Genomic DNA, 26656 nt, shown 5'->3' on the forward strand with positions numbered 1-26656 from the left:
CGCCAACACCTGCCGCCGGTCGGCTGAGTGAGTCAGAAGGGAAAGTGATGGGCCGGAAAAACAAAAGGGCCACTCCCGGAAGAATGACCCTTAAAAGTCCCGCAGAGCGGGCAAAAATGGCGTCCCCTAGGGGACTCGAACCCCTGTTACCGCCGTGAAAGGGCGGTGTCCTAGGCCACTAGACGAAGGGGACGAAACCTTCGAAAGACAAAGCCAGCTGATTAGCTGGCTTTGTTAGTGATTGGTGGAGCTAGACGGGATCGAACCGTCGACCTCTTGCATGCCATGCAAGCGCTCTCCCAGCTGAGCTATAGCCCCTAAACCTTGCGGTCTGGCTGCAGCGCCTGAGCGCTGCGGCTGGAAATAATGGCGTCCCCTAGGGGACTCGAACCCCTGTTACCGCCGTGAAAGGGCGGTGTCCTAGGCCACTAGACGAAGGGGACGCAAACCCCTAAAACTCAGTCAGTCACTCGACCGACTGTGGCAAGCCTTTCGGCTTCGAGATTGGTGGAGCTAGACGGGATCGAACCGTCGACCTCTTGCATGCCATGCAAGCGCTCTCCCAGCTGAGCTATAGCCCCATCTCGAGGACGGGGCGCATGTTAAGGGCGCCCCTGGGTACTGTCAACAACATTTTCATCACTTCCCTGTTTTTTTCTGCTGACATAACAAACACTTACCCTCCAGGGCCAAAGACGGGAGCAAACCCGCCCACGGCTCGCGGGCTATCAGGCGATGGCCGCCAGCAGTTTTTCCCACTCCTTGTTTTCCTTCTTCGACACGCCACCGAGCAGCTCGATGGCCTGGCGCAGGCGGAAGCGGGTCAAATCCGGGCCGAGGATTTCCATGGCGTCGAGCACCGACACCGAACTGGCCTGGCCGGTGATGGCGGCGAACATCAGCGGCATGGCATCGCGCAGCTTCAGCTCCAGGTGTTCGACCACCGCCTGGATGCAGCCGGTGATCCTGTCCTTCTCCCACTGGCGCAGGGCCTCGAGCTTCCACAGGATCAGCTGCATGACCTGGCGCACCTGGTCGGGCGACAGCTTCTTGTGCTCGAACAGCTTGGCGTCCAGATTCAGGCCGCCGGCGAAGAAGAAGCTCGCCAGCGGGGCGATCTGGCTGAAGGTCTCCACCCTCCCCTGCACGTGGGGGGCGATCTTCATCAGGTAATCGGAGTTGAACGCCCACTTCTGCGCGCCGGCGGCGAATTCCTCGACGCTCAGTTCGCGCATCCATTGGCCGTTGAGCCAGGACAGCTTCTCCAGATCGAAGATCGGCCCACCGAGCGATACGCGCTGGATGTCGAAGTGCTCGATCATCTCGTCCAGGGTGAACTTCTCGCGCTCGTCGGGCATCGACCAGCCCATGCGCCCGAGGTAGTTGAGCATGGCCTGGGGCAGGAACCCCATGCGCTCGTAGAAGGTGATCGAGGTCGGGTTCTTGCGCTTGGACAGCTTGCTCTTGTCCGGATTGCGCAGCAGCGGCATGTAGCACAGCTGCGGCTTGTCCCAGCCGAAGTACTCGTACAGCAGGATCAGCTTGGGTGCCGAGGGCAACCACTCCTCACCGCGCAGCACATGGGTGATGCCCATCAGGTGGTCGTCGACCACGTTGGCCAGGAAGTAGGTCGGCAGGCCATCGGTCTTCATCAGCACCTGCATGTCCATGCGATCCCAGGGAATCTCCACCTCGCCGCGGAGCATGTCCGGGACCACGCAGACGCCCTCGGTCGGCACCTTCATGCGCACCACGTTGGGCTCGCCGGCGGCCAGGCGGCGCCGCACCTCGTCCTCGCCCAGGTGCATGCAGTGGCCGTCGTAGCGCGGGGTCTGCTTGGCCTCGGTCTGTTCGGCGCGCAGCTTGTCCAGGCGCTCGGCGCTGCAGAAGCAGTGGAAGGCATGGCCCTTCTCCACCAGTTCGGCGGTGTACTGCTCGTAGATGTGGCCGCGCTCGCTCTGCCGGTACGGGCCGTGCGGGCCGCCCACGTCGGGCCCCTCGCTCCACTCGATGCCGAGCCAGCGCAGGGCGTCATAGATCTGCTGCTCCGACTCGCGGGTCGAACGCAGCTGGTCGGTGTCTTCGATGCGCAGGATGAACTCACCACCGTGCTGGCGGGCGAAGCACAGGTTGAACAGGGCGATATAGGCGGTGCCTACGTGGGGATCGCCGGTGGGCGACGGCGCGATACGGGTACGGACGGTGGTCATGGCGATTCTCGAAGAAGTGAAGCGAAAGCCGGTTAAGGCGGCGATGTTACCAGCCCCGGCGCCGCCGGCTCCAGCAGCCGCCCCTCGTCGACCGGCAGGTTGCCCATGAGGAAATCGAGGAAGGTCTTGACCTTCATCGCCTGGAAGCGCCGCGACGGGTAGACCGCATAGAGCTCGCCAACCGGCAGGCGGGCCTCGGCCAGCAATTGCACCAGCCGACCGTCGCGCAGCGCCTCCTCGCAGATCATGTTCGGCAGAGCGGCGATACCGGCGCCGGCCAGGGCGGCCTCGCGGGCGAAGGTGATGTTGTTGCACGCCATGACCCGCTGGCAGGGAATGCTCTCGCCGAGCAGCGGCCAGTGGCGCGACGAGTCGTGGGGCAGCAGGATCGCCCTATGCCCGGCCAGCTCGGCCACCGTTCGCGGCGTGCCATGGGCCGCCAGGTAGGCAGGGCTGGCGCACAGGCGCCGCCCGGTCTCGAACAGCTTGCGCGCGATCAGCGTGGAGTCCTGCGGCTGGCCAACCAGGATGGCGATATCCACGCCCTCCTCCACCGGGTCGACAGGCCGCGAGGTCAGCTCCACGTCCGCGCTGATCTGCGGGTACTGGCGCATGAAGTCGCCGAGCACCCGCCCCAGCAGCAGCTGACCGAACTCGATCGGCGCGGTGATGCGCAGCAGCCCGGACGGCTCCTGCTGCAGCTGCATGACCGCCTGCTCGGCATCGGCGAAGTCCAGCATGATCTGCCGGCAGCGCTCGTAATAGGCCTGGCCCACCTCGGTCAGGCGCAGCTTGCGGGTGGTGCGATTGAGCAGGCACACACCGAGGCGATCCTCCAGCAGGGCAATGCGCCGGCTGACCGTCGACTTCTGCATGCCCAGTCCCTGGGCCGCCAGGGTAAAGCTGTGGCACTCGACCACCCGGGTGAAGATCAGCGCGTCATCCAGCCCCATTGTTGATTCTCACCGGCAGCAAAACATAGGAAATCCAGGCACCCAGGGCGAAAAGCAGCTTCGCGGCAATCTCGTCGAACGGCAGCGGCAGCACCCCTTCAGACCTGCAGCAGGCGCTCGCGCAGTTTCTGGATCTCGTCGCGCAGTTGCGCCGCCGCCTCGAACTCCAGGTCGCGGGCAAGCGCGTACATCTTCTCCTCCAGCTGGCGGATGCGCTTGGCGATCTCGCTGGGCGAGCGCAGCTCGCTCTCGTAGCGCGCGCTCTCCTCGGCAGCCTGGGCCATGCCCTTGCGCTTCTTGCTGCGCGAGCCCGGCACGGTGGCGCCCTCGAGGATGTCCTGGACGTCCTTCTTGACCCCCTTGGGCACGATGCCATTGGCCTCGTTGAAGGCGATCTGCTTGTTGCGCCGGCGCTCGGTCTCGCCGATGGCGCGCTCCATAGAACCGGTCATGCGGTCGGCATAGAGGATCGCCTTGCCGTTGAGGTTGCGCGCGGCACGGCCGATGGTCTGGATCAGCGAGCGCTCGCTGCGCAGGAAGCCTTCCTTGTCGGCATCGAGGATCGCCACCAGCGACACCTCGGGCATGTCCAGGCCTTCGCGCAGCAGGTTGATGCCGACCAGCACGTCGAAGGCCCCGATGCGCAGGTCGCGGATGATCTCGACCCGTTCCACCGTGTCGATATCCGAGTGCAGGTAGCGCACCTTGACGCCGTGGTCGGCCAGGTAATCGGTGAGGTCCTCGGCCATGCGTTTGGTCAGGGTGGTGACCAGCACCCGCTCTTCGATGGCCACCCGCTTGTGGATTTCCGACAGCAGGTCGTCGACCTGGGTCAGGGCCGGGCGCACCTCGATCTGCGGATCGACCAGGCCGGTGGGGCGTACCACCTGCTCGATCACCCGCCCGGCATGGTCCGCCTCGTAGGGGCCTGGCGTGGCCGAGACGAAGATGGTCTGCGGGCTGGCCGCCTCCCACTCCTCGAAGCGCATCGGCCGGTTGTCCAGCGCCGAGGGCAGGCGGAAGCCGTATTCGACCAGGGTTTCCTTGCGCGAGCGGTCGCCCTTGTACATGGCGCCGACCTGGGGCACCGACACATGGGACTCGTCGATCACCAGCAGGGCCTGGTCCGGCAGGTAGTCGTAGAGGGTCGGCGGCGCCTCGCCAGGACCGCGACCGGACAGGTAGCGCGAGTAGTTCTCGATGCCGTTGCAGTAGCCCAGCTCGAGGATCATCTCCAGGTCGAAGCGGGTGCGCTGTTCCAGGCGCTGCGCTTCCACCAGCTTGCCCGCGCCGCGCAGGTACTCCAGGCGCTCGGCCAGCTCGACCTTGATCGCATCGACCGCCTGCAGCAGGGTCTCGCGCGGGGTGACGTAGTGGCTCTTGGGGTAGAAGGTGAAGCGCGGCAGCCTGCGGATCACCTCGCCGGTCAGCGGATCGAAGGCGGCGATGCTCTCCACCTCGTCGTCGAACAGCTCGATGCGGATGGCCTCCAGGTCGGATTCGGCCGGGAAGATGTCGATTACATCGCCACGCACGCGGAACGTGGCACGGGCGAAGTCCATGTCGTTGCGCGTGTACTGCAGGTCCGCCAGGCGCCGCAGCAGGGCGCGCTGGTCCAGCTTGTCGCCGCGATCGACGTGCAACACCATCTTCAGGTAGGACTCGGGACTGCCCAGGCCGTAGATGCACGACACCGTGGTGACGATGATGGCGTCCGGGCGCTCCAGCAGCGCCTTGGTCGCCGACAGGCGCATCTGCTCGATGTGGTCGTTGATCGAGGCGTCCTTCTCGATGAAGGTGTCCGAGGACGGCACATAGGCCTCGGGCTGGTAGTAGTCGTAGTAGGAAACGAAATACTCCACCGCATTGTTCGGGAAGAAGCTCTTGAACTCGCCGTACAGCTGCGCCGCCAGGGTCTTGTTCGGCGCCAGCACCAGCGTCGGGCGCTGCACCTGGGCGATCACGTTGGCGATGCTGAAGGTCTTGCCCGATCCGGTCACCCCGAGCAGGGTCTGGTGCGACAGGCCGGCTTCCAGGCCCTCGACCATCTGCCGGATGGCTTCCGGTTGATCGCCGGCCGGCTGAAAACGGGTGACCAGTTGGAACTCGGACATGTAGGACCTCGACAAACGGTTGTGACGCATCGGTCAAGGGTACGTCAAACCCGGTGAAAAGCGTGTGCAGGCTGTCGCCGCACGGGCTGGGGGTCGTTATACTAACGGCCCATTCGCGCAACCCCCAGCTCCAGTCGTAGCCGGGTGTTGCAGACACCTACCTCTCTTCCTCCGAGCTGCCGCATCCATGAGTCTGTTCTCTGCCGTCGAAATGGCGCCGCGCGACCCGATCCTGGGCCTCAACGAAGCATTCAACGCCGACCCCCGTCCGACCAAGGTCAACCTCGGGGTTGGCGTGTACACCAATGAAGAGGGGCGCATTCCGCTGCTGCGCGCAGTCGCCGAGGCCGAGAATGCACTGACCGCCAAGCACGCGCCGCGCGGCTACCTGCCGATCGAAGGCATCGCCGCCTACGACCAGGCCGTGCAGACCCTGCTGTTCGGCGCCGATTCCCAGCTGATCAGCGAAGGCCGGGTAATCACCGCCCAGGCCCTCGGCGGCACCGGCGCGCTGAAAGTCGGCGCGGACTTCCTCAAGCGCCTGCTGCCCGATGCCGAAGTCGCCATCAGCGACCCGAGCTGGGAGAACCACCGTGCGCTGTTCGAATCCGCCGGTTTCCCGGTGCGCAACTACCGCTACTACGATGCCTTCAGCAACGGCGTCAACCGTGGCGGCCTGCTGGAAGATCTGAAGAACCTGCCGGCCCGCTCCATCGTCGTGCTGCACGCCTGCTGCCACAACCCGACCGGTGTCGACCTGACCATGGAAGACTGGCAGGCCATCCTCGAGGTGCTGCGCGAGCGCGAGCACGTGCCCTTCCTCGACATCGCCTACCAGGGCTTCGGCGACGGCATCGAAGAAGACGCCGCCGCGGTGCGCCTGTTCGCCCAGTCGGACCTGACCTTCTTCGTCTCCAGCTCCTTCTCCAAGTCCTTCTCGCTGTACGGCGAGCGGGTCGGCGCGCTGTCCATTGTCACCGGCTCGAAGGACGAGACCGGTCGCGTGCTCTCGCAGCTCAAGCGGGTGATTCGCACCAACTACTCCAACCCGCCGACCCACGGCGCCAGCGTGGTCGCCGCCGTGCTCAACAGCCCGGAACTGCGCGCCATGTGGGAAGCCGAACTGGGCGAGATGCGCGAGCGTATCCGTGGCATGCGCCTGGCCATGGTCGAGCAGCTGGCCGCCCTGGAAGCCAAGCGTGACTTCGGCTTCGTCGCCCAACAGCGCGGCATGTTCTCCTATTCGGGACTGACCACCGAGCAGGTCGAGCGCCTGAAGAGCGAGTTCGGCATCTACGCGGTCGGCACCGGGCGCATCTGCGTCGCGGCCCTGAACCAGCGCAACCTGCCGTTCGTCACCCAGTCCATCGCCCAGGTCCTTTGATCACCCAGGGGGAGGTCGGCAGAGGCTTGACTTCCCCTTTTTAATCAGTAGGATACGCACCGTTGTTCCGCGATAGCTCAGTCGGTAGAGCAAATGACTGTTAATCATTGGGTCCCTGGTTCGAGTCCAGGTCGCGGAGCCAAATTCAAAAGCCTCGGTTAATACCGGGGCTTTTTCGTTTCTGCCGGACTCTCACATCGGGGACTGCGCCCAGGTTCGCCCACGGGCACCGATCCGTTGCGGGCTGCGGCGGCGGCTCAAGCCGCGCAGTGCTGGCAGAAGCGCTCGAGACTGGAAGACACGAACTTGTCGCGGTGGCGCAGCATGTAGAAGCGGCGCGAGAGAGGCGGCAGCACGCTGTCCAGCTCATGCAACTGCCCACACTCGAGCAGGTCGGCCAGCACCCAGCGGGACAGGCAGCTGATGCCCAGGCCTTCGGCCACCGAGCGTTTGATGGCTTCGGAGCTGCCCAGCTCCATCCTGGCATTCAGGGCGTGCAGGTGCGGCAGCAAGGCATGCTCGACCTCCTCGCGCGTCCCGGAGCCCTGTTCGCGCAGCAGCCATTCGGCCTGCTGCAACTCGGCGACGGAGACATTCTGGCGCTTGGCCAGCGGGTGCTCGGACGAGCAGAAGAGCACCAGCTCATCGCTCAACCAGGGGACTACGGCCAGGTCGGACTGATGGCATGGCCCCTCGATCAGGCCGATATCCACTTCGAAGTTGGTCACCATGGCGGCAACCGCGGCGCTGTTCGAGATGGCCACGTTTACCCGGGTTTCCGGGCTCTTACGGCGAAATTCCGCGAGGTAGTGCGGCAGCACATAGTTGCCGATGGTGCTGCTGGCGCCGACGGTCAGGGTGCTCTTGAATCCCCCGGCCTCGCCGCGGAAATGCTGCTCGATCTGATCGACGCCATCGAGCACCTGCCGCGCCTTCGGCAGCAGCAGCTTGCCACTGTCGTTCAGCAGCAGGCGGCGGCCGACGCGATCGAAGAGCTTGGTCGCCAGCGCCACTTCCAGCTCATTCAACGCCGCACTGGTGGCCGATTGCGACAGCGCGATCGCATCGGCCGCCGCCGAGGTGCTGCCCGTCTGCGCGACAGCACAGAAGATCTGCAATTGTCGAAGGCTTATCCGCACGCCGTTAACCTCTTAGACAGGTAGGTTATATGCATATAATCCGTTTTTAGGTTAGGCACAACACGCTTAGTTTGGCTCGGGACCGTGCGAGGAACCCGATGCCATGTCTTTCTTGAAAACCAGACGCCTGCCCTCCCCCTATGCCGCTCCCCTGCAGAGCGTCGCTCGACGCCTGGAGGCCTTGCTTCCGGGCCTGCTGTTCAGCGGCGCCATCGCCACGCTGGCGGTGACCCTGAGCAACACCGACTGGTTTCGCCACAACGGCCTGAGTGCACTGACCCTGGCCATCGTGCTGGGCATGCTGATCGGCAACACCCTCTACTCGCGCACGGAAAAGCACAGCGCCGCCGGGGTGACATTCGCCAAGCAGAAGCTGTTGCGCCTCGGCATCATCCTCTACGGCTTCCAGCTGACCTTTCAGGACATCGCTCACGTCGGCGTCGCCGGCGTGCTCATCGACGCCGTCATCCTCGGCTCGACCTTCGTCCTTGCCTGGTTCGTCGGCACCCGCCTGCTCAAGCTAGACCGTACCACCACCATCCTGATCGGTGCGGGCAGCTCGATCTGCGGCGCCGCGGCGGTCATGGCGACCGAACCGGTGGTACGAGCCCGCGCCGAGCAGATCGCCGTGGCGGTCTCCACGGTCGTGGTATTCGGCACCCTGGCCATGTTCCTCTACCCGGCGCTGTATCAGCTCAATCAGAGCTGGCAGTTGATCCCCGGCGGCGCCGCCGAATTCGGCATCTACACCGGCGCCACCATTCACGAGGTGGCGCAGGTCGTAGCCGCAGGGCGCGCCATAGGCCCGGAAGCGGCAGACACCGCGGTCATCGCCAAGATGGTGCGGGTGATGCTCCTGGCGCCCTTCCTGCTGATTCTCTCCGCCTACCTGAGCCGCCAGGAGGCGCCCTCCGAGACGCCCGACGGTTCAGCCGACAACGGCAAGACGAAGATCGCCACCCCCTGGTTCGCCTACGGCTTCATCCTGGTGGCCGGGTTGAACTCCCTGGCGCTGCTGCCGGAGGCGACGGTAGCCGCCATCGCCCAGCTCGACCTGTTCCTGCTGGCCATGGCCATGGCCGCGCTCGGCCTGACCACCCATGTGTCGGCGATTCGTCGTGCCGGGATGAAGCCCTTGCTTCTGGCGGGAATCTTGTTCGCCTGGCTGCTCGCCGGCGGCGCGGGCATCACCCGACTGGTAATCGGCGCCTGACGCACAGCGGCCGGAAGCGTCGGCGCTCCTCCACAGCCGACGACTAGCGCCCCGGGAACCCGCCACAGCTGCTGCCGCCCCACGAGCTGAGGCGGACCGCCTTCGCCATCATGCGTCGCCCTTGCGCCAAGGGGCCGGCAAGCGCGAAAAGAAACCGAATCCCCAGCCGTCATTGATCGAGAAATACTGATCGGACTGGCCCGCACCCGGCATTGCCACGCGCGTACGGGCGAGGGCTGATGCCGATCACCCACCCGGAACCGATCGATTGCACGCCTGCCCCCGCTCGGTGCCATCCGCCGATCGAGTCAGCCGGCTGCGCGGACAGGAGTTACCGACTTCAGCGATTTTCTACCTAGCCCTGGCCGTCTTCCGCCCCGGCAACCGCCGATATTGGCTCGTCTGGCCGCTCACCCAGAGCATCGACATGTCCACCCGAGGCCTCCTGGACCATGGCCATGGCGACCGGAGAGGCCGCCGGCGGAATGGCCACGCACAGGCCCTGATCCGCCAGTGGCACGGCACGGCGGCGCGTCATGCGGTAGAGGGCGAAGACACCGAGCACGCCGTGCACCAGGGCGAGAAAGGCGAAAAGACCGTTGGGCCCCTGCAACTCCATGACCGCTGCGGCGACAGCCGGTCCCAGCGCCGCGCCTATCCCTACGGCCAGCACAAGGCTGCTGCTGGCCGCCACCATCTGCCTGGGTTCCAGGTTGTCATTGGTGTGCGCCACGCACAGCGAATACATGGGAAATGACAAGCCGCCGAAGAGGAACGCCACGACCAACAGGCTGCTGGTCGACAGGTGCGAAGCGGGAATGGCGAGCAGCGCCATGAGCGCCGCCAAGGCCGTGACCACCAGGATCACCCAGCGCCGGTCCAGTCGGTCGGATAGCTGGCCGATGGGCCACTGCAACACCACGCTGCCCAGCAGGACCAGGCCCATGAACAGGGAGATGTCGGCAAGGGGAAAGCCGATCAGCTCCGCATAGATCACTCCCATGCCGACCACCGCGCCATTCGACAGGCCAACCACCATGCAGCCGCTCACCCCCAGCGGGGAGCTGCGATACAATTGGCGCAGGCCCATGGCGTCGGACGCGGCGAAGCTCGGCGCCGGGGCCACGCTGAGCAGCACCGGCAGCAGCGCCAGAGACAGCAGCACCGAGATCAGGATGAACAGCTGGAAGCCGCCGGGATCGGCCAGGTTGAGCAACAGCTGACCAGCCGCCATGCCGCCGATCATGATGACCATGTACACGGACAGCAGCTGGCCGCGCGTCTGGTTGGTGGCCAGATCGTTCAGCCAGCTCTCGGCCACGATATAGATCCCGGCCATGCAGAAGCCAGTGACCACACGCATGGCGAACCACAGCGTCGGGTCGATGAACACCGAATGGATCAGGGCCAGGGTCGAAGCCAACGAGGCCAGCGCCGCGAATACCCGGATATGGCCGACCTGGGAAACGATCTTCGGCGTCAGGGTCGAACCCAGCAGGAAGCCGACGAAATAACCCGACATCAGAAAACCGGCCCACTGGGTGGAAAACCCCTCGAGGGTCGCACGCAAGCCGATCAACGAGCCCTGCAGGCCGTTGCCCAGCATCAGCAGCGCCATACTCAGCAACAGCGCCCAGGAGGCTTTGACTGCCGTATACATACCTGAACCAGCCCCCATAAGGTTTGCCCGGAACACTGTGAAGCTCACGCCCCGGACTATCCTCGGCCGAGGCAGCACTACCGGGAGAAGCGCGAGCATTGGCGGCATCGCCATGGTTTGTATGGTGCCGAATGCGGCCGGATGAAAAGCCATCGCCATTCTGGAACCCGGCAATGACGGTAGTGCGCACGATCGGATATTAGGGATAGCGCCGAACCGGCATCTGCCCAATAACGACTGCGGCTGGCCAATCCCGCCCAAGGCCCGAGCAAACACGGCGTCGCCGCAGGCGATCCGGAGCGCTGCAGACAGGGCGGCAGCGCCGCAGACTGCCTCGACTGAAGCCTCGACAGGCTCCGGCTAATCACCCCGGTGGTCTCGAGCAGAGCGACCTGGGATTCACCAAGACGGCACACCATGAGGGGCTAAGCGGGTAGCCATTACCTGGAAACGGCTGCCCCAAAATGCAAGAGGCCGGTCATGGACCGGCCTCCGTCTTGGTGGTCGCAGATCAGTTGACGCTGAGCTTGTCGCGATTCTTCTCCAGGGTCGCCTGACCGATACCCTTGACCTCCAGCAGTTCTTCGACCGAAGCGAACGGGCCATTGGCCTCGCGGTATTCGACGATCGCCTTGGCCTTCACCTCGCCGATGCCGTTGAGCTCGCGCTTGAGCGTGGCGACATCGGCGGCGTTCAGGTTGATCTTGCCGACCACCTCCACCTGAACCGCTTCGGGCGTGGCCGGTGGCGTTTTCACGGGTTCGGCGGCGGAGGCGGACAACGCAGCGGTGGCCAGGACGGCGACCAGCAGGGACGAAAAATAACGTTTGTGCATGGCTAAGTTCCTTTTAGTAAATCCAAGTCATCAATTGACCAGCGCGGTACATCCTTGCCCCGCGAAACTCACAGTAGATGCCGCCAACGCCTTGTCAAATTCAGCGATACGTCTTCGACACAGGCTGCACCAGGACAGCTGCACTCACCCGCCGAAGGCTCGCGGTGGTTGCCTTGGCCCTGCGCGCCCGGCATGCTCATGGCCTTCCCCCCCGCCACAAGGAAATGACAATGTCCCGCCTGCAAATCCGCAGTGCCGAGCCCGGCGATGTGGCGCTGATCCTGGCGCTGATCGGCGAACTGGCCGACTACGAGAAGCTCGGCGACCAGGCGGTCGCCACCCCGGCGCAACTGACCGAGCACCTGTTCGGCCCACGGCCCTATGCCGAAGTGCTGATCGGCGAGGTAGACGGCGTGGCCGCCGGCTTTGCGCTGTTCTTCCACAATTTCTCGACCTTCCTCGGCAAGCCCGGCCTCTACCTCGAGGACCTCTACGTGCGTCCCGCGGCACGCGGCGCCGGCCTGGGCAAGGCCCTGCTCTCGCGCCTGGCGAGCCTGGCGGTCGAGCGCGGCTGCGGCCGCCTGGAGTGGGGGGTGCTGGACTGGAACGAACCGGCGATCGGCTTCTATCAGCGCCTCGGCGCCAAACCGCTGGATGAGTGGACGCCCTATCGGCTGACCGGTGCGGCGCTGCGGGAACTGGCGCAACAGACGAGCTGAACGGCACTCGAAGCCTTTATCGCTGTCATAAGGCGCGTCTTCACTCAGCTCGCGCTCACCGGGACCTCACCATGTCGCTTTTCCATCGCCTCGCTGCCCTGCTCGGCGGCCTTGCCCTCGTCACCCCCCTCTGCGCCGCCGACATCGACGCGCGTAGCTACGGCTACCCGCTGCACAATCCGTTCGAGGCGACCATCGCCACCACCCCGCCGCCACTGCGGCCGGCGCTGCCCGCCGACAGCGACATCGACCAGGCCGACTATCAGGTCCGGCTGCGTCCCGAGCGGCAGTTCGAGGTGCCGGAGAATTTCTGGTCGGTGACCAGGCTGCGCTATCGCCTGGCCCAGCAGCCCGGCGAGGCACCGTTGATCTTCATCATCGCCGGCACCGGCGCCCACTACGCCAGCGGCACCACGGAATACCTGAAGAAGCTGTTCTACGGCGCGGGCTATCACGTGGTGCAACTGTCGTCGCCGGCCAGCTACGACTTCATGACCGCCGCCTCGCGCTTCGCCACCCCGGGCATCACCAGCGAGGACGCCGACGACCTGTACCGGGTGATGCAGGCCGTGCGCGCCCAGCATCCCCGCCTGGCGATCAGCGAGTACCACCTCACCGGCTATAGCCTGGGGGCCCTGCAGGCGGCCTTCGTCAGCCACCTCGACGAGACCCGGCGCAGTTTCAACTTCCGTCGCGTGCTGCTGCTCAATCCGCCGGTCAACCTCTACACCTCGATCCGCAACCTCGATCGCCTGGTACAGACCCGGGTCGAGGGCATCGACAGCACCACCACCTTCTACGAGCTGGTGCTGGGCAAGTTGACCCGCTACTTCCAGGCCAAGGGCTACGTCGACCTCAACGATGCGCTGCTCTACGACTTCCAGCACTCCGCCGAGCAGCTATCCGACGAGCAGATGGCCATGCTGATCGGCGCGGTGTTCCGCTTCGCCGCCGCCGACATCAGCTTCACCTCGGACCTGATCAACCGCCGCGGCCTGATCACCCCGGTCGGCCAGCCCATCGCGGAAGGCACCAGCCTCACACCCTTCTTCAAGCGCGCCCTGCAGTGCGACTTCGACTGCTACATCCGCGAACAGCTGATTCCCATGTGGCGGGCGCGGCATGACGGCGGCAGCCTGACCCAGCTGATCGACCAGGTCAGCCTCTACGCCCTGGAGCAATACCTGAAAGGCAGCGACAAGATCGCCGTGATGCACAACGCCGACGACCTGATCCTCGGCCGTGGCGACCTGGGCTTCCTGCGCCGCACCTTCGGCGAGCGGCTGACCCTCTATCCGCTGGGCGGGCACTGCGGCAACCTCAACTACCGCGTCAACAGCGACGCCATGCTGGAGTTCTTCCGTGGCTAAGTCTCGCTCCCTCGCCCTGCTGCCCGCTCTGCTGCTGACCGCCGCACTGGCCCAGGCGCAACACGACCCCCTGGACGATGGCTTTAAGCAACCGCTGCAGCACCTGGAATTCAACCCCAACCTGGATCAGCGCGAGTTCGAACGCTCGACCCTCAATGCCCTGAATGTCTACGACCCGCTGGAGTCGTGGAACCGCCGGGTCTACCACTTCAACTACCGCTTCGACGAATGGCTGTTCCTGCCGCTGGTCAATGGCTACCGCTACGTCACCCCGGACCTGGTGGAAACCGGCATCAGCAACTTCTTCAGCAACCTGGGCGAGGTGCCCGCCCTGGCCAACAGCCTGCTGCAGCTCAAGGGCCAACGAGCCATGCGCACCACCGCCCGCCTGCTGTTCAACACCACCCTGGGCGTGGCCGGACTCTGGGACCCGGCCAGCCGCATGGGCCTGCCCAAGCAGTCCGAAGACTTCGGCCAGACCCTGGGTTTCTACGGCCTGCCGGCCGGCCCCTACCTGATGCTGCCGCTGCTCGGCCCCTCCAACCTGCGCGATACCGGCGGGCTGGTGGTGGACTTCAACATCGACAGCAGCGTCGACCTGCTGAATGTCGCCACGGTCAGCGGCAACCACCCGGAAGTCACCCTGCTGAAGGTGACCGACGAGCGCTCGACCACCCACTTCCGCTACGGCCAGCTCAACTCGCCGTTCGAGTACGAGAAGCTGCGCTACTTCTACACCGAGGCGCGTAAGCTGCAGATCGCCGAATAGCCCACCGCCTTGACCGCGGGGCCGCCCCGTGGTCGTACCCTGGCGCGGTCTTGTCTTTCCAGGAGTCCGTCCATGCGCGTCGCCCAATTGGCCAAAGCCGCCGCCGTCAGCGCGGAAACCGTGCGCCACTACACCGACCTGGGCCTGCTGCGCCCCAGTCGCGAGCCGCACAACGGTTACCAGAACTATTCCGCGGACGACCTGCAACGCCTGCGCTTCATCGCCCGCGCCCGGCGCCTGGGCTTCAGCCTCAAGGACATCCAGGTGATTCTCGCCCGCGCCGACGACGGCGGCGAGCACTGCGGCGAGGTACGCGACCTGCTCGGCGAGCGCCTGCAGGCCTTGCAGGCGCACATCGACGAGTGCCAGCGCCTGGCCCTGGTGATGCGCAACGCCCTCGACGAGTGGGCCGACAAGCCCCATTGCGCGCCCGACGGCCGGGCCATCTGCCGGCTGATCGAAGACTTCGAGCCGCCCCTCGACAGCCGCCCACCGACGCCCTGCCCGGCCCACTGACCAATCCAATAGACTGATATTTATCCCGAGAAAATCGCAACCATTGATTCAATAATCAGGCATAGCATGGGCCCATTCCAAACTGAGGAGGTGCCATATGAGCCAGTTGCGTAAGGTCATTAGCATTCAATCCGGCCAGCCGGCGTCGGACGGCGCCGGGGTCCGCCTGAACCGGATCATAGGCGGGGCGGGAATCGAGCGTTTCGACCCCTTCCTGATGCTCGACGAGTTTGCCTCGGACAACCCCGACGACTACATCGCCGGCTTTCCGCCGCACCCCCACCGCGGCTTCGAGACCATCACCTACATGCTCGCGGGCCGCATGCGCCACGAGGACCACCTGGGCAATGTCGGCCTGCTGGAAAGCGGCGGCGTGCAGTGGATGACTGCTGCCCGCGGCATCATCCACAGCGAGATGCCGGAGCAGGAGCAAGGGCTGCTGCGCGGCTTCCAGCTGTGGCTCAACCTGCCGAGCCAGGACAAGCTCGGCGCGCCGGGCTACCGCGACATTCCAGCCCAGGAGCTGCCGCGCGTGACCACCGCCGCTGGCGTCGAGGCGGTGGTGATCGCCGGCCACTTCGACGACGGTCAGCTGCAGCAGGCCGGCGCCGTGAAACGCCCGCACACCGAGCCGCAGCTGTTCGACCTGCGCCTGCCGGCAGGCAGCCAGGTGACCCCGCGCCTGCCCGCCGGCCACCGCGTCCTGCTCTATGTCTACGAAGGCGAACTGCAACTGCCGGGGGCCACGGACAAGACGGTGGCGGCCGGACGCCTGGTGCGCCTGTCCGACGAGGGTGAGTTGCCGCTGGCCAGCCACAAGGGCGCCGGCGTGCTGCTGATCGCCGGCAAGCCGCTGAACGAGCCGATCGTGCAGTACGGCCCTTTCGTGATGAACAGCCGGGAGGAGATCGAGCAGGCCCTGCGCGACTACCGCGACGGCGTGCTGGCCTGAGCGCCGTCAGCGGGATGACGCGCTGACGGGGCCGCGGCTACTGCGCGTAGCGGCGAAACAGCCCCGGTGGCACGCCGCCGCCATTGGTCGGCTGCCAGGGACCCTGCGGGCTGGTCGACCAGCTCCAGCCCTGGCTCCAGCGGTAATAGGTGCGCTCGCGGTAGTACAGGTGCGCCGCGCCCTCCACCACATAGACCCCGAGGCGGGCATCCCAGTGACTGCGCGCGCCGGGTGGCGGCGCATAGCGCGGATGGGCCTTGGCCGTCGGCGCCGGGATGCTCGGCGCCGGACCGTGCACCGAGCAACCGGCCAGGATCGATAGGCCGAGCAGTGCGGCCAGCGGCAGCACGCGTTTCATTGCGCCTGACCGTCCACGCTGTCGATGGTCAGCCGCTGCGGCTCGACGCTGCTGCTGGCCAGCGGCTGGCTGCGACCGACCCACTCGCCGGCGGTGGCGTCACCCTTGCGCGATATCCGCGCCACCAACTGCACCTGATCGAAGCCGGAAAGCTTGAGCTGCGGCATCATCGCGTCGCTGTCCGACAGCCTGACCTCGGCCGGCAGGTCGGCCACGGTCAGGCGCTTGACCGCCAGCGGCATCGGCGGCCCGGACACCGCACGGGCGAAGACGAACACGCTGTCGCCCGGCTGCACCTGCTCGCGCAGCGCCGCCGCCAGCTCGACCTTGACCGTCAGTTGCGCCGGCGCAGCCGCGTCTGCCGGTGCGTCGCCGCCGGCCTCGGCCGCCGGCGCCAGGCGCTCACGGGCGCGGGCGATGCCGCCGACTATTGCCTGGCGCGAGGGGTCCTGTTCCGGCAACGCGGCGACCAGGCGCTGCCAGTGCTCGATGGCTTCGGCGAAGCGCCCGTCCTCGAAGGCGGCGATGCCGAGCAGGCCAAGGCTGGTGACCTCCGCCGGATCGGCCTGCAGCGCTTCGTCGGTGAGGCCCTGCAGCTGAGCGGTCCACTGCTTGTCGCCGGCGAAGTACAACGCCTGGGCCCACTGGCCAAGCAGCGCCGGTTCGCGCCCAGCGACGCCTATGGCCCGCTCGAAGGCCTTGGCGGCGTCCGCCGCGCGCTCCTGGGCCATATAGGTGCGGCCGAGGAAATACCAGGCCTCGGCGGACTCTGGGTCCTCCTCCACCGCGGCCTCCAGGCGCGCGGTCATTTCCTCGATGCTGCGTGGCTGCTCGGCGATCGCCTGCGCCCGCTCGACCTGGTCGATAGCGCCCCAGTGCAGGTACAGGCCATAGCCGAGCAGCGGCATCAGCAAGGCGGCGATCAGCGGCACCTTGCCGCCGAGCACGCCGGTGCCGGGCCTGCTGCCCGCGCCCTCGGTGTCGGCCAACAGCTCGCGGGCCGCCTCGTCGCGGCCGGCCTGCAATTGGGCAGCGGTGAGGATGCCGGCCTGATGCTCGTCCTCGAGCTCGCGCAGGCGCTCCTGGTACAGGGTGACGTTCAGGGCGGTGCGGTCTTCCTCGGCCTGGAGCTTACGCCCACGCAGCACCGGAAGCAGCAGAAACGCCAGGGCAGCCAGCAGCAGCAGGCCGGCGGACAGCCAGAATTCGATCATGGGTCTTTCTTATCCGAGGAGGCTTGATTCAACAGGGTGGCCAGGCGCCGGCGCTCGGCGTCGGAGAGGCCCTGCGCCGGCATGGACTTGTTGCCACGACGGCGCAGCACGATCACCCCGAGCAGCACGAAGCCGCCGAGCAGCAGAGCGGCCGGGCCATACCAGAGCAACAGGGTGCGCGAGGTGACGGGCGGCTTGTACAGCACGAAATCGCCGTAGCGGGCCACCAGGAAGTCGATGATCTGCTCGTCGCTCTGGCCGGCCTCGAGCATGCGGTAGATCTCCGCGCGCAGGTCCATGGCGATCGGCGCGTCGGAGTCGGCGATGTTCTGGTTCTGGCACTTGGGGCAACGCAGTTCCTCGACCAGGGTGCGGTAGCGCTGGCGCTGCGCCTCATCGGCGAACTCATAGGTATCGATCGCCGCCTGGGCGCCGCCCAGCAGCGCCAGGCCGAGCACGGCAGCCGCGAACAGGCGCCTCATGGCCGGGCCTCGTCGACCAGCTGCTGGTACAGCGGCGCCAGCTGCTCGCGCCAGACGCGCTCGTCGATCACGCCGACGAACTTGTGGCGAATGATCCCATCCTTGTCGATCAGGAAGGTCTCCGGCGCGCCGTACACGCCCAGGTCCAGACCCAGGGAGCCACGGGCATCGTCGATGTTCAGCTGGTAGGGATCGTGGAACTCCTTGAGCCATTTCAGCGCGTCGGCGTTGTCGTCCTTGTAGTTGACCCCATGGATGGTCACGCCGAGTTCGGCCAGCTTGTTCAGCACCGGATGCTCGACGCGGCAGGCCACACACCAGGTCGCCCAGACGTTGACCAGGGCCGGCTTGCCCTTGAGGTCATCCGCGGTCAGGGCCGCGCCGCCCTGCACCGCCGGCAGGGAGAAGGCCGGGAACGGCTTGCCGATCAGCGCCGAGGGCAGCTCGGACGGGTCGAGGAACAGGCCGCGGTAGAGGAAGACCGCGACACCGAGGAAGATCGCCAGCGGCAGCAACAGGATCAGTCGTTTCATGTTTGCGCTCCTGCCGTGCCCAGGGCTTCGCGCACCCGGGTACGGACCTTCATCCGATAACGCTTGTCGCTGGCCGCGAGGAAACCGCCCAGGCCCATCAGCAGGGCGCCCAGCCAGATCCAGCGGACGAACGGTTTGATGTGCACGCGCACCGCCCAGGCGCCGTTTTCCAGCGGCTCGCCGAGGGCGACGAACAGGTCGCGGGTGAAGCCGGCGTCGATGCCGGCCTCGGTCATCACCGACTGCTGCACGGTGTACAGGCGCTTTTCCGGGTGCAACACGGCGATCTGCTCGCCGCCTTCCAGCACCCGCACGGTGCCTCGGTCGGCGCTGAAGTTGGGCCCCTCGCGGTGCGCCGCGCCTTCGAAGACGAACTGATAGCCACCCATCTCCACCCCATCGCCGGGCGCCATGCGCAGGTCGCGCTCGAAGCTGCCCAGGCTGGTGAGAATCACCCCCAGGGCGCAGACCGCCAGGCCCAGGTGCGCCAGCTGCATGCCCCAGTAGCTGCGGGTCAGGCTCGGCAGGCCGCGGAAGAAGCCCTTGTGCCGGGTCTTGTCATGGATATCGCGCAGGCCGGCCAGCACCACCCAGGCGGCCAGCAGGCAGACGCCCAGCACCGCCCAGTTGAAGTCGCCGACCAGCAGGCCGGCCAGCACGGCCAGGGCCACGCTGCCCAGCAGCACCGGGGTGAGCATGCCCAGCAGCCAGCGCAGCGGCGTGTCCTTCCAGCGCACGAGGACACCGAGGGCGATCATGCCCATCAGCAGCCCCATCAGCGGCACGAACAGGGCGTTGAAGTACGGCGGGCCGACCGACAGTTTGGCGCCGGTCATGGCATCGAGCACCAGCGGATAGAGGGTGCCGAGCAGGATCATCGAGGCCGCCACCACCAGGATCAGGTTGTTCACCAACAGCAGGGTCTCGCGCGACCACAGGGCGAAGCCGACCTGGCTCTTGACCACCGGCGCGCGAATGGCGAACAGGGTCAGGGAGCCGCCGACCACCAGCAGCAGGAACGCCAGGATGAACACCCCGCGCTCCGGATCGCTGGCAAAGGCATGCACCGAGGTCAGTACCCCGGAGCGCACGAGGAAGGTACCGAGCAGGCTCAGGGAGAACGCCGCGATGGCCAGCAGCACGGTCCAGCTCTTGAACACCCCGCGCTTCTCAGTCACCGCCAGGGAATGGATCAGCGCGGTGCCGACCAGCCAGGGCATAAAGGAGGCGTTCTCCACCGGGTCCCAGAACCACCAGCCGCCCCAGCCCAGCTCGTAGTAGGCCCACCAGGAGCCCAGGGCGATGCCGATGCCGAGGAAGGCCCAGGCGACGATGGTCCAGGGCCGCGACCAGCGCGCCCAGGCCGCGTCCAGCTTGCCGCCGAGCAGCGCGGCGATGGCGAAGGCGAAGGCCACCGAGAAGCCGACATAGCCCATGTAGAGCATCGGCGGGTGGATGATCAAGCCGAAGTCCTGCAGCAGCGGGTTGAGGTCGCGGCCGTCCACCGGGCTGTTGGGCAGCAGGCGCTCGAACGGGTTGGAGGTGACGATCAGAAACAGCAGGAAGCCGACGCTGATCATGCCCATGACGCCGAGCACCCGGGCGAGCATCTCCTCCGGCAGCTGGCGGGAGAAGATCGACACGGCGAAGGTCCAGCCGGCCAGGATCAGCGCCCACAGCAGCAGCGAGCCCTCGTGGGCGCCCCACACCGCGCTGAACTTGAAGTACCAGGGCAAGGCGCTGTTGGAGTTGCTGGCCACGTAGGCGACGGAGAAGTCGTCAACCATGAAGGCGTAGGTCAGGCAGACAAAGGCGAAGGCCACGAAGCTGAACTGGCCCCAGGCTGCCGGCTGCGCCAGGCTCATCCACTGGCGATCGCCACGCCAGGCGCCGACCATCGGCAGGCTGGCCTGCACCAGGCTCATGCACAGGGCAAGGATCATCGCCAGGTGGCCGAGTTCGGGAATCATTGTGCGCCCCCCTGCGTGGCCGCGTCGTGCTGCTGCTTCATGCCGCTCTGCTCGAGGGCCTGCATGACCTCCGGCGGCATGTAGTTCTCGTCGTGCTTGGCCAGCACTTCGTCGGCGACCAGCACGCCGTCGGCACCCAGCTTGCCCATGGCGACGATGCCCTGGCCCTCGCGGAACAGGTCCGGGAGGATACCGCTGTAGCGGATGGTCACGCGCTTGGCGCCGTCGGTGACCACGAAGGCGGTGTCCAGGGAGTCGCCGGAGCGCTGCACCGAGCCCGCCTCCACCAGGCCGCCGGCGCGGATGCGGGTATCCAGGGGCGCCTCGCCATTGGCGATCTGGGTCGGCGAATAGAACAGGTTGATGTTCTGCTGCAGGGCACTGAGGGCCAGGGCCACGGCCACACCGAAGCCGGCGAGAATCGCCAGGACGATAAACAGACGCTTCTTGCGCACGGGGTTCACTTCGACTCCTCCCGGCGCAAACGACGCGCCTCGTCTTGCAGGTAACGGCGGCGCGCCAGGACCGGCAACGCGACATTCAGGCCCAGCACCGCCAGGCTCAGGCCATAGCAGGTCCAGACATAGGCGCCATGGTTGCCCATGGCGAGAAACTCGGCGAAGGAAGCAAAACTCATCGGGCCTTCTCCACCTGCAGCTTGATCTCGCTGCGCGCCCAGCTGCTGCGGGCCTCGCGCTTAAGCACCTCGAGGCGCATGCGCAACAGCAGCACGGCGCCGAAGAAGGAGTAGAAGCCCAGCACCATGATCAGCAGCGGCAGCCACATCTCCAGGGGCATGGCCGGCTTCTCCACCACGCTGAAGGTGGCCGGCTGGTGCAGGGTATTCCACCACTCCACCGAGTACTTGATGATCGGGATGTTGATCACCCCGACTATCGCCAGCACCGCGCAGGCCTTGGCGGCACTGTCGCGATTGCTGATGGCCTGGGCCAGGGCGATCACCCCGAAGTAGAGGAACAGCAGGATCAGCATCGAGGTCAGACGCGCGTCCCACACCCAGTAGGTGCCCCAGGTCGGCTTGCCCCAGATGGCGCCGGTCACCAGGGCCACCGCGGTCATCCAGGCGCCGATGGGCGCGGCCTGTTGCAGGGCGATGTCGGCCAGCTTCATCTTCCACACCAGGCCGACCACCCCGGCCACCGCCAGCATCACATAGATCGACTGGGCGAGGAACGCCGCCGGCACGTGGATATAGATGATGCGGAAGCTGTTGCCCTGCTGGTAGTCCGGCGGCGCGAAGGCCAGTCCCCATACCAAACCGACCGCCAGCAGCAGCGCGGCGGCCCCGGCCAGCCAGGGCAGCCAGCGGCCGCTGATCTGGTAAAACCACTTGGGCGAGCCCAGCTTGTGAAACCACGTCCAGTTCATCGCAACACTCGTCAGTTCATTCGGCCGACTGCAGCCGCCATCCGGGCGTGCGGCAATCGCTGGCCCATCGGGCCTATTGTCTACTCGGCCACGCTGATTGTCAGACCCGCGGCGATGGCAAAAGGTGTCAGGGTCACCGCCAGGGCGGTGAGGCTGGCCAGCCACAACAGGTGGCCGACCGCGGGCAATCCCTGCAGGCTGGCCTGCAACGCGCCGCTGCCGAGGATCAGCACGGGGATGTACAGCGGCAGAATCAGCAGCGCCAGCAACAGGCCGCCGCGCTTGAGGCCCACCGTCAGCGCCGCGCCTACCGCGCCGAGCAGGCTCAATACCGGCGTGCCGAGCAGCAGCGACAGCAGCAGTACCGGCAGGCAACGCCCCGGCAGGCCAAGCATCAGGGCCAGCAGCGGCGCCAACAGGACCAGCGCCAGGCCGGAAAACAGCCAGTGTGCCAGCACCTTGGCCAACACCAGAAGAGGCAGAGGGTGCGGCGAAAGGACCCACTGCTCCAGGGAACCGTCCTCGAAATCGCTGCGAAACAGGCCGTCCAGCGACAGCAACACGGCCAGCAGGGCCGCCACCCACACCAGGCCCGGCGACAGGGTACGCAGCAACTGGGTTTCCGGGCCGACCGCCAGCGGAAACAGGGCGATGACGATGGCGAAGAACACCAGTGGGTTGGCCAGTTCGGCGGGGCGGCGGAACAACAGGCGCGCCTCGCGGGCCAGCAGCAGGCTGAAGACGTTGCTCATGCGGCGCGCTGCCCCAGGTCCAGTTCGCGGTAGCCCTCGGGCTTGACCGTCAGGCTGTGGTGGGTGGTCAGCACCACCAGGCCACCACGCCGGCAATGCTCGGCCAGGTGCCCCTCCAGCTGGGCCACCGCGGCCTTGTCCAGGGCGGTGAACGGTTCGTCGAGGATCCACAGCGGCGGACCGTCGAGATACAGCCGCGCCAGGCCGACGCGGCGCTGCTGGCCAGCCGACAGGGTATGGCAGGGCACGTCCTCGAAACCGCGCAGGCCGACTGCATCCAGGGCCTGCCAGATGGCCTCGCGGCTGGCCGGGCGATGCAGCGCGCAAAGCCAGGCGAGGTTTTCTTCGGCACTGAGCAGGCCCTTGATCCCCGCGGCGTGGCCAATCCACAGCAGGTTGCGCTCCAGTTCGGCGCGCTGCCTGGACAGCGACCGGCCATTGAGGCGGATTTCCCCTGCCGTCGGCTGCATCAGACCGGCCAGCAAACGCAGTAGACTGGTCTTGCCACTGCCGTTGGGGCCGGCCACCTGAAGCATTTCGCCGGCCTCCAGGCGCAGGTCCAGACGGTCGAAGAGCATGCGCCAGTCCCGCTCGCAGGCGAGCGCCACGGCTTCGAGAAGTGGGCTGGTCAAGGCATGGACACCTAAAAGCGGTTCAAGTCGACAATGCGCCGGCCGTTATACTGATGCGTGGCCGACCCGGACGGGGCGGCATTATACATACCCCGCCCCGCCCCCCGCAGTCGGCATATTTGACAGGTTGTAACCCGCCCATGAGCGAAATCGGCAGCGCCCGCCCCGTTCCAGCCACAGCGCCCAGCGCGCGGCCCAGTGCCGTGGCCAACGATCTGGCGCTCAAGTTGCTGCAGCCGCTACAGGGGCTGCTGGCCAGCGGCGAGACGGCCAAGGCCGAGGTGATCGCGCTCAAGGAGGCCGCGCAGAGTTTTCAGGTGCTGCTCAAGCTGACCCTGGAAAACGGCCGGCAGGCCACCCTGCAGGCCGACAGCCCGCGGCCGTTGGCCCAGGGCACCGCTCTGGCGGTCACCGCCCTGTCGGAAACCCGCCTGGCGGTCGCCTTGCAGGCCGGCGGCGATAGCGCCCTGACCCGCCTGGACCTGAAACAGCTGCCACTCGGCACCCTGCTGCAAGGCAAGGTGGTGGCCCGCGAGCAGATCGCCCAGGCGCAATCACAACAGGCGCTGTACAAGGTCCTGGTCACGCTGCTGAACACCCCCCTGGCCGGCAGCAAGCTGGCCCTGGAGACCCCGCTGGCACTGCCCCTGGGTAGCCTGCTCAGCGCCCAGGTGCAAGGCAGCCAGACCCTCAGCTTCCTGCCCCTGAGCACGCGCCTGGACCAGCTCGAGCTGAACCAGCAACTAGCGAACCAGCAGACTCGCCAGGGCTCGCTGGAGGGTCTGTTCAAGGCCCTGCAAGGCTTGCAGGGCCAGGCCGGCGTGCCCGACGGCCTGCGCACCAGCATCGACAGGCTGCTCGGAGCCCTGCCCGACGCCAGCCAGCTGAGCAGCGCCAAAGGCCTGGGCCTGGCCCTGGAAAACAGCGGCGCGTTCCTCGAGAGCAAGCTGCTCGGCGGCCAGGGTGGCGCCCTGGCCGGCGACCTCAAGGCCAACCTGCTGCGCCTGGTCAGCCAGTTGCTGCCCGGGTTGCCGGCAAGCACGCCGTTTACCGCGGCCAATGCCGGCGTCGCCCTGGCCCAGGCGCTGCCGGCCTTCGCCCGGGATATCCTCGGCAACCTCGGGCAGGCCGGGGCGCGCCAACAGGCGCTGCGCTTTCCGCTGCCATCGCGCTTGTTGCAGTCGCTGGAGGGCGAGGCCGACCTCGAAGCGCTGCTGAAGCTCGCCGCGGCAGCCGTCTCGCGCCTGCAGACCCATCAGCTGTCCAGCCTGGCGCAGAGCCAGATCGGTCCCGACGGCAACCTGCTGACCACCTGGCAACTGGAACTGCCGATGCGCAACCAGCAGGAACTGCTGCCATTGCAGCTGAAGATTCAGCGTGACGAGCCACAGAAAGACCCCGCAGGCGAACAGAAGGAGGTGCTCTGGCGCATCGAACTGGCCTTCGACCTGGAGCCGCTGGGCCCCCTGCAGGTGCAGGCGCAACTGGCCCACGGCAGCCTGTCCAGCCGGCTGTGGGCCGAACGCGGCGGTACCGTCGAGCTGATCGATGGGCAGTTGCAGACCCTGCGCGAACGGCTCACCGCCGCCGGTCTCGTCGTCGGCGAGCTGAGCTGCAGCCTGGGCACGCCGCCCCAGGGCCCGCGTACCACACTGGAACAACGCTGGGTGGACGAAACCGCATGACACGACAAGCCCCACGCCAGGCCATCGCCCTGACCTACGATGGGCAGCACGCCCCCAGCGTCAGCGCCAAGGGTGACGACGAACTGGCCGAAGCGATCCTAGCCATTGCCCGCGAGTACGAAGTGCCAATCTATGAGAACGCCGACCTGGTGCGCCTGCTGGCGCGCCTGGAACTGGGCGAGGCGATTCCCGAGCAGCTCTATCGCTGCATCGCCGAGATCATCGCCTTTGCCTGGTACCTGAAGGGCAAGTGTCCGCCGGGCTTTGGCCAGGAACGCGACGCCACGCCGGCACCGCCGCTGCTCAGCGGCCCTCCCCGCGGATGACCAGCGTTTCGCGATCCTCCCCCTTGCCCAGAGGGAAATCGAACAGCTGCCAGGCGAAGTAACCGCCGCGGAAATAGAACACCCGCTCGTAACCCCAGGTCACGGCGAGGTGCGAGGCCAGCGCGCTGCGCAGGCAGACGTCACTGTCGCAATAGATGACCAGCGGCATGTGCCGGGGCCAGTGGGCCATCGCTAGGGCGGCGAAGCGATTGGCCAGATCCAGGTGCACGGCGCCGCGCACATGACCCCAGCCCCACTCCCGGGATGGCCGCACATCGATGAACAAGGCGCCGCGGTCGTACAGATACTTGGCCTGCAGCACATTGATGGTGACCGCGCCGTCCACCACCAGAGGCGCCTCTCGAGCCTGAACCGGCAGCCAGACTACCGCGCACAGCAGGACAACCAGCAAGCCGCGCATCGCCAACACCTCCGCCGAACATGCATAGGCTTTAGCTTAGGTAGCCAGGGGGTTATGGCTAGGAACGATTGACCGGGCGGGAAAGCCAGCTAAGAACCTGCGGCGCTAACCGGGAGCGATTGCCACGCACTTTGGCAGGAGAAAATCAGGGTTTGGGCACCTTGGCCCGGTGCAGCTTGCTGACCAGCTCCGCTTCGGCCTTGGTCAGGCCACAGGACTGGGTCAGGTCGTCGACGCTGGCGCCCAGGCCCACCAGGCGGGCCGCCTGGGTAAAGGACAAGCTGCTGGGGTCGCGCTGCTCGATCTGGTTCAGCTTGTCCGGCAGCGGCGCCACGATGCGCCGCAGTTCGTGCAACTCTTCGCCCATGCGCACGCTGCCGGCTAGGTAGGCATCCAGGCGCTTGCCGAGCTCCTTGATCCGCTGATCACGCGCCGCGTCCCGCTCGACCTGCAACTGGGCCGCATGGCGCTGCTGGGCGGCCAGCCAGACGCAGGCGCCGACCAACCCCAGGCAGACCAGCGCGAGCACCAGCAGCGCGATCTCGAGCATGACTCAGAAGCTCTCCAGCTCGGACCACTCTTCCTCGCTCATCATCTTGTCCAGCTCGACCAGGATCAACAGCTCGCCGTTCTTGTTGCACACGCCCTGGATGAACTTGGCCGACTCGTCGTTGCCGACGTTCGGCGCGGTTTCCACCTCGGACTGCCGCAGGTAGACCACCTCGGCGACGCTGTCGACCAGGATGCCTACCACCTGCTTGTCCGCCTCGATGATCACGATACGGGTATTGTCGGTGACCGGCGCCGAGTCCAAGCCGAAACGCTGGCGGGTGTCGATGACCGTCACCACATTACCGCGCAGGTTGATGATGCCCAGCACATAGCTCGGCGCCCCCGGCACCGGGGCAATCTCGGTATAGCGCAGCACTTCCTGGACCTGCATCACGTTGATGCCGTAGGTCTCGTTGTCCAAGCGGAAAGTCACCCACTGCAGAATGGGATCCTCGGCACCCTGTGCGGAATTTTTCTTCATGTCCCTAGCCTCGTCATAAGCCACGTG

Annotated in this window: 28 protein-coding genes and 5 tRNA genes; 10 read left to right on the forward strand and 23 right to left on the reverse strand. The window is 66.4% G+C overall.

Annotated features, from left to right (window positions below; genetic code table 11):
- Positions 1-117: 117 nt before the first annotated feature.
- From ACSX1D_RS13590 to uvrB, 7 genes are all read right to left on the reverse strand, one after another.
- A tRNA-Glu gene (locus ACSX1D_RS13590) sits at positions 118-193 on the reverse strand.
- 49 nt (positions 194-242) lie between these two features.
- Positions 243-318: transfer RNA gene (locus ACSX1D_RS13595), tRNA-Ala, on the reverse strand.
- A 49-nt stretch (positions 319-367) separates the two neighbouring features.
- Positions 368-443: transfer RNA gene (locus ACSX1D_RS13600), tRNA-Glu, on the reverse strand.
- A 62-nt stretch (positions 444-505) separates the two neighbouring features.
- Positions 506-581, reverse strand: a tRNA-Ala gene (locus ACSX1D_RS13605).
- A 147-nt stretch (positions 582-728) separates the two neighbouring features.
- Positions 729-2210, reverse strand: a complete 1482-nt coding sequence (gene gltX / locus ACSX1D_RS13610) for a glutamate--tRNA ligase (protein ID WP_439859007.1) — start codon at positions 2208-2210, stop codon at positions 729-731.
- 32 nt (positions 2211-2242) lie between these two features.
- On the reverse strand, positions 2243-3163 hold the full coding sequence (locus ACSX1D_RS13615; protein ID WP_439859008.1) for a LysR family transcriptional regulator: 921 nt from the start codon (positions 3161-3163) through the stop codon (positions 2243-2245).
- 98 nt (positions 3164-3261) lie between these two features.
- Positions 3262-5277 carry an excinuclease ABC subunit UvrB gene (uvrB, locus tag ACSX1D_RS13620; protein WP_439859009.1) on the reverse strand — a complete coding sequence of 672 codons (2016 nt, stop codon included), beginning with the start codon at positions 5275-5277 and terminating at the stop codon, positions 3262-3264.
- Positions 5278-5464: 187 nt separating this feature from the next.
- On the opposite strand from uvrB, the gene ACSX1D_RS13625 reads away from it, so the two are divergent.
- A complete protein-coding gene (locus tag ACSX1D_RS13625; RefSeq protein WP_439859010.1) occupies positions 5465-6661 on the forward strand; it encodes an amino acid aminotransferase in 1197 nt (398 codons plus the stop codon).
- Between the two features lie 66 nt (positions 6662-6727).
- Positions 6728-6803, forward strand: a tRNA-Asn gene (locus ACSX1D_RS13630).
- A gap of 115 nt (positions 6804-6918) precedes the next feature.
- On the opposite strand, the gene ACSX1D_RS13635 is transcribed toward ACSX1D_RS13630, so the two are convergent.
- Positions 6919-7800 (reverse strand): LysR family transcriptional regulator, encoded by an 882-nt coding sequence (locus ACSX1D_RS13635; RefSeq protein ID WP_439859011.1) that lies wholly within the window; start codon positions 7798-7800, stop codon positions 6919-6921.
- A 103-nt stretch (positions 7801-7903) separates the two neighbouring features.
- Between ACSX1D_RS13635 and ACSX1D_RS13640 the strand changes: the two genes are divergently transcribed.
- A complete protein-coding gene (locus tag ACSX1D_RS13640; RefSeq protein ID WP_439859012.1) occupies positions 7904-9013 on the forward strand; it encodes a YeiH family protein in 1110 nt (369 codons plus the stop codon).
- 355 nt (positions 9014-9368) lie between these two features.
- On the opposite strand, the gene ACSX1D_RS13645 is transcribed toward ACSX1D_RS13640, so the two are convergent.
- Together ACSX1D_RS13645 and ACSX1D_RS13650 are read right to left on the reverse strand one after the other, a co-directional pair.
- Positions 9369-10673: an MFS transporter gene (locus ACSX1D_RS13645; protein WP_439859013.1), complete on the reverse strand. Its 1305-nt coding sequence runs from the start codon at positions 10671-10673 to the stop codon at positions 9369-9371.
- A 511-nt stretch (positions 10674-11184) separates the two neighbouring features.
- Positions 11185-11508: a ComEA family DNA-binding protein gene (locus ACSX1D_RS13650; RefSeq protein ID WP_439859014.1), complete on the reverse strand. Its 324-nt coding sequence runs from the start codon at positions 11506-11508 to the stop codon at positions 11185-11187.
- A gap of 230 nt (positions 11509-11738) precedes the next feature.
- On the opposite strand from ACSX1D_RS13650, the gene ACSX1D_RS13655 reads away from it, so the two are divergent.
- The 5 genes from ACSX1D_RS13655 to ACSX1D_RS13675 all read left to right on the forward strand — a co-directional run bounded on the left by ACSX1D_RS13655 (position 11739) and on the right by ACSX1D_RS13675 (position 15834).
- Entirely contained in the window at positions 11739-12227 is a 489-nt protein-coding gene (locus tag ACSX1D_RS13655) for a GNAT family N-acetyltransferase (RefSeq protein WP_439859015.1), read from the forward strand.
- A 71-nt stretch (positions 12228-12298) separates the two neighbouring features.
- Positions 12299-13597 carry a serine/threonine protein kinase gene (locus ACSX1D_RS13660; RefSeq protein WP_439859016.1) on the forward strand — a complete coding sequence of 433 codons (1299 nt, stop codon included), beginning with the start codon at positions 12299-12301 and terminating at the stop codon, positions 13595-13597.
- Between the two features lie 16 nt (positions 13598-13613).
- On the forward strand, positions 13614-14366 hold the full coding sequence (locus ACSX1D_RS13665; protein ID WP_439862325.1) for an MlaA family lipoprotein: 753 nt from the start codon (positions 13614-13616) through the stop codon (positions 14364-14366).
- Positions 14367-14438: 72 nt separating this feature from the next.
- The gene (locus ACSX1D_RS13670; RefSeq protein ID WP_439859017.1) at positions 14439-14882 is read left to right on the forward strand and encodes a MerR family transcriptional regulator; all 444 of its coding nucleotides are present in this window, start codon (positions 14439-14441) and stop codon (positions 14880-14882) included.
- A gap of 97 nt (positions 14883-14979) precedes the next feature.
- The gene (locus ACSX1D_RS13675) at positions 14980-15834 is read left to right on the forward strand and encodes a pirin family protein (protein ID WP_439859018.1); all 855 of its coding nucleotides are present in this window, start codon (positions 14980-14982) and stop codon (positions 15832-15834) included.
- Between the two features lie 37 nt (positions 15835-15871).
- Here the strand turns inward: ACSX1D_RS13675 and ACSX1D_RS13680 are convergent, their stop codons facing one another.
- The 10 genes from ACSX1D_RS13680 to ccmA all read right to left on the reverse strand — a co-directional run bounded on the left by ACSX1D_RS13680 (position 15872) and on the right by ccmA (position 23110).
- Positions 15872-16192: a hypothetical protein gene (locus ACSX1D_RS13680; RefSeq protein ID WP_439859019.1), complete on the reverse strand. Its 321-nt coding sequence runs from the start codon at positions 16190-16192 to the stop codon at positions 15872-15874.
- Positions 16189-17406: a c-type cytochrome biogenesis protein CcmI gene (ccmI, locus tag ACSX1D_RS13685; protein WP_439859020.1), complete on the reverse strand. Its 1218-nt coding sequence runs from the start codon at positions 17404-17406 to the stop codon at positions 16189-16191. Before ccmI ends, ACSX1D_RS13680 begins: the two co-directional genes overlap by 4 nt.
- Complete coding sequence (locus ACSX1D_RS13690; RefSeq protein ID WP_439859021.1) at positions 17403-17888, reverse strand: cytochrome c-type biogenesis protein; 486 nt, start codon at positions 17886-17888, stop codon at positions 17403-17405. Before ACSX1D_RS13690 ends, ccmI begins: the two co-directional genes overlap by 4 nt.
- On the reverse strand, positions 17885-18421 hold the full coding sequence (locus tag ACSX1D_RS13695; protein ID WP_439859022.1) for a DsbE family thiol:disulfide interchange protein: 537 nt from the start codon (positions 18419-18421) through the stop codon (positions 17885-17887). The genes ACSX1D_RS13690 and ACSX1D_RS13695 overlap by 4 nt, the downstream gene beginning before the upstream one ends.
- Complete coding sequence (locus ACSX1D_RS13700; RefSeq protein WP_439859023.1) at positions 18418-20391, reverse strand: heme lyase CcmF/NrfE family subunit; 1974 nt, start codon at positions 20389-20391, stop codon at positions 18418-18420. The genes ACSX1D_RS13695 and ACSX1D_RS13700 overlap by 4 nt, the downstream gene beginning before the upstream one ends.
- Positions 20388-20855 (reverse strand): cytochrome c maturation protein CcmE, encoded by a 468-nt coding sequence (ccmE, locus tag ACSX1D_RS13705; protein WP_439859024.1) that lies wholly within the window; start codon positions 20853-20855, stop codon positions 20388-20390. The genes ACSX1D_RS13700 and ccmE overlap by 4 nt, the downstream gene beginning before the upstream one ends.
- Positions 20852-21028, reverse strand: coding sequence for a heme exporter protein CcmD (gene ccmD, locus ACSX1D_RS13710; protein ID WP_439859025.1), 177 nt, complete (start codon positions 21026-21028; stop codon positions 20852-20854). The genes ccmE and ccmD overlap by 4 nt, the downstream gene beginning before the upstream one ends.
- On the reverse strand, positions 21025-21780 hold the full coding sequence (locus tag ACSX1D_RS13715; RefSeq protein WP_439859026.1) for a heme ABC transporter permease: 756 nt from the start codon (positions 21778-21780) through the stop codon (positions 21025-21027). Before ACSX1D_RS13715 ends, ccmD begins: the two co-directional genes overlap by 4 nt.
- An 80-nt stretch (positions 21781-21860) precedes the next feature.
- A complete protein-coding gene (gene ccmB, locus ACSX1D_RS13720) occupies positions 21861-22532 on the reverse strand; it encodes a heme exporter protein CcmB (RefSeq protein WP_439859027.1) in 672 nt (223 codons plus the stop codon).
- Positions 22529-23110: a cytochrome c biogenesis heme-transporting ATPase CcmA gene (gene ccmA, locus ACSX1D_RS13725; RefSeq protein WP_439862326.1), complete on the reverse strand. Its 582-nt coding sequence runs from the start codon at positions 23108-23110 to the stop codon at positions 22529-22531. The genes ccmB and ccmA overlap by 4 nt, the downstream gene beginning before the upstream one ends.
- Before the next feature lie 194 nt (positions 23111-23304).
- Here ccmA and fliK point away from each other — a divergent pair, with 194 nt between their 5' ends.
- Both fliK and ACSX1D_RS13735 read left to right on the forward strand, forming a co-directional pair.
- The gene (fliK, locus tag ACSX1D_RS13730) at positions 23305-24849 is read left to right on the forward strand and encodes a flagellar hook-length control protein FliK (RefSeq protein ID WP_439859028.1); all 1545 of its coding nucleotides are present in this window, start codon (positions 23305-23307) and stop codon (positions 24847-24849) included.
- On the forward strand, positions 24846-25175 hold the full coding sequence (locus ACSX1D_RS13735; protein ID WP_439859029.1) for an EscU/YscU/HrcU family type III secretion system export apparatus switch protein: 330 nt from the start codon (positions 24846-24848) through the stop codon (positions 25173-25175). The genes fliK and ACSX1D_RS13735 overlap by 4 nt, the downstream gene beginning before the upstream one ends.
- Here ACSX1D_RS13735 and ACSX1D_RS13740 read toward each other — a convergent pair.
- The 3 genes from ACSX1D_RS13740 to ACSX1D_RS13750 form a co-directional block, all read right to left on the reverse strand.
- Complete coding sequence (locus ACSX1D_RS13740) at positions 25153-25596, reverse strand: rhodanese-like domain-containing protein (RefSeq protein WP_439859030.1); 444 nt, start codon at positions 25594-25596, stop codon at positions 25153-25155. The genes ACSX1D_RS13735 and ACSX1D_RS13740 overlap by 23 nt on opposite strands.
- 145 nt (positions 25597-25741) lie before the next feature.
- Positions 25742-26146, reverse strand: a complete 405-nt coding sequence (locus ACSX1D_RS13745; protein WP_439859031.1) for a DUF2802 domain-containing protein — start codon at positions 26144-26146, stop codon at positions 25742-25744.
- 3 nt (positions 26147-26149) lie between these two features.
- A complete protein-coding gene (locus ACSX1D_RS13750; protein WP_439859032.1) occupies positions 26150-26629 on the reverse strand; it encodes a chemotaxis protein CheW in 480 nt (159 codons plus the stop codon).
- Positions 26630-26656: the final 27 nt, after the last annotated feature.

It is taken from the genome of Pseudomonas sp. MBLB4136, assembly GCF_051904765.1.
In the GTDB taxonomy this organism is placed as follows: domain Bacteria; phylum Pseudomonadota; class Gammaproteobacteria; order Pseudomonadales; family Pseudomonadaceae; genus Aquipseudomonas.

Excerpts from the sequence above, each read along its gene's own strand:
- ACSX1D_RS13645 (WP_439859013.1), bottom strand. The coding sequence starts at position 10,673 with ATGTATACGGCAGTCAAAGCCTCCTGGGCGCTGTTGCTGAGTATGGCG.
- ACSX1D_RS13735 (WP_439859029.1), top strand. The coding sequence starts at position 24,846 with ATGACACGACAAGCCCCACGCCAGGCCATCGCCCTGACCTACGATGGG.
- ACSX1D_RS13650 (WP_439859014.1), bottom strand. The coding sequence starts at position 11,508 with ATGCACAAACGTTATTTTTCGTCCCTGCTGGTCGCCGTCCTGGCCACC.
- ACSX1D_RS13715 (WP_439859026.1), bottom strand. The coding sequence starts at position 21,780 with ATGAACTGGACGTGGTTTCACAAGCTGGGCTCGCCCAAGTGGTTTTAC.
- ACSX1D_RS13690 (WP_439859021.1), bottom strand. The coding sequence starts at position 17,888 with ATGAGGCGCCTGTTCGCGGCTGCCGTGCTCGGCCTGGCGCTGCTGGGC.
- ACSX1D_RS13750 (WP_439859032.1), bottom strand. The coding sequence starts at position 26,629 with ATGAAGAAAAATTCCGCACAGGGTGCCGAGGATCCCATTCTGCAGTGG.
- gltX (WP_439859007.1), bottom strand. The coding sequence starts at position 2,210 with ATGACCACCGTCCGTACCCGTATCGCGCCGTCGCCCACCGGCGATCCC.
- fliK (WP_439859028.1), top strand. The coding sequence starts at position 23,305 with ATGAGCGAAATCGGCAGCGCCCGCCCCGTTCCAGCCACAGCGCCCAGC.
- ccmD (WP_439859025.1), bottom strand. The coding sequence starts at position 21,028 with ATGAGTTTTGCTTCCTTCGCCGAGTTTCTCGCCATGGGCAACCATGGC.
- ACSX1D_RS13670 (WP_439859017.1), top strand. The coding sequence starts at position 14,439 with ATGCGCGTCGCCCAATTGGCCAAAGCCGCCGCCGTCAGCGCGGAAACC.
- ccmB (WP_439859027.1), bottom strand. The coding sequence starts at position 22,532 with ATGAGCAACGTCTTCAGCCTGCTGCTGGCCCGCGAGGCGCGCCTGTTG.
- ACSX1D_RS13625 (WP_439859010.1), top strand. The coding sequence starts at position 5,465 with ATGAGTCTGTTCTCTGCCGTCGAAATGGCGCCGCGCGACCCGATCCTG.
- ACSX1D_RS13655 (WP_439859015.1), top strand. The coding sequence starts at position 11,739 with ATGTCCCGCCTGCAAATCCGCAGTGCCGAGCCCGGCGATGTGGCGCTG.
- ACSX1D_RS13680 (WP_439859019.1), bottom strand. The coding sequence starts at position 16,192 with ATGAAACGCGTGCTGCCGCTGGCCGCACTGCTCGGCCTATCGATCCTG.
- ACSX1D_RS13700 (WP_439859023.1), bottom strand. The coding sequence starts at position 20,391 with ATGATTCCCGAACTCGGCCACCTGGCGATGATCCTTGCCCTGTGCATG.
- ACSX1D_RS13615 (WP_439859008.1), bottom strand. The coding sequence starts at position 3,163 with ATGGGGCTGGATGACGCGCTGATCTTCACCCGGGTGGTCGAGTGCCAC.
- ccmA (WP_439862326.1), bottom strand. The coding sequence starts at position 23,110 with ATGCTCTTCGACCGTCTGGACCTGCGCCTGGAGGCCGGCGAAATGCTT.
- ACSX1D_RS13675 (WP_439859018.1), top strand. The coding sequence starts at position 14,980 with ATGAGCCAGTTGCGTAAGGTCATTAGCATTCAATCCGGCCAGCCGGCG.
- ACSX1D_RS13740 (WP_439859030.1), bottom strand. The coding sequence starts at position 25,596 with ATGCGCGGCTTGCTGGTTGTCCTGCTGTGCGCGGTAGTCTGGCTGCCG.
- ccmI (WP_439859020.1), bottom strand. The coding sequence starts at position 17,406 with ATGATCGAATTCTGGCTGTCCGCCGGCCTGCTGCTGCTGGCTGCCCTG.
- ACSX1D_RS13640 (WP_439859012.1), top strand. The coding sequence starts at position 7,904 with ATGTCTTTCTTGAAAACCAGACGCCTGCCCTCCCCCTATGCCGCTCCC.
- ACSX1D_RS13695 (WP_439859022.1), bottom strand. The coding sequence starts at position 18,421 with ATGAAACGACTGATCCTGTTGCTGCCGCTGGCGATCTTCCTCGGTGTC.
- uvrB (WP_439859009.1), bottom strand. The coding sequence starts at position 5,277 with ATGTCCGAGTTCCAACTGGTCACCCGTTTTCAGCCGGCCGGCGATCAA.
- ACSX1D_RS13660 (WP_439859016.1), top strand. The coding sequence starts at position 12,299 with ATGTCGCTTTTCCATCGCCTCGCTGCCCTGCTCGGCGGCCTTGCCCTC.
- ACSX1D_RS13745 (WP_439859031.1), bottom strand. The coding sequence starts at position 26,146 with ATGCTCGAGATCGCGCTGCTGGTGCTCGCGCTGGTCTGCCTGGGGTTG.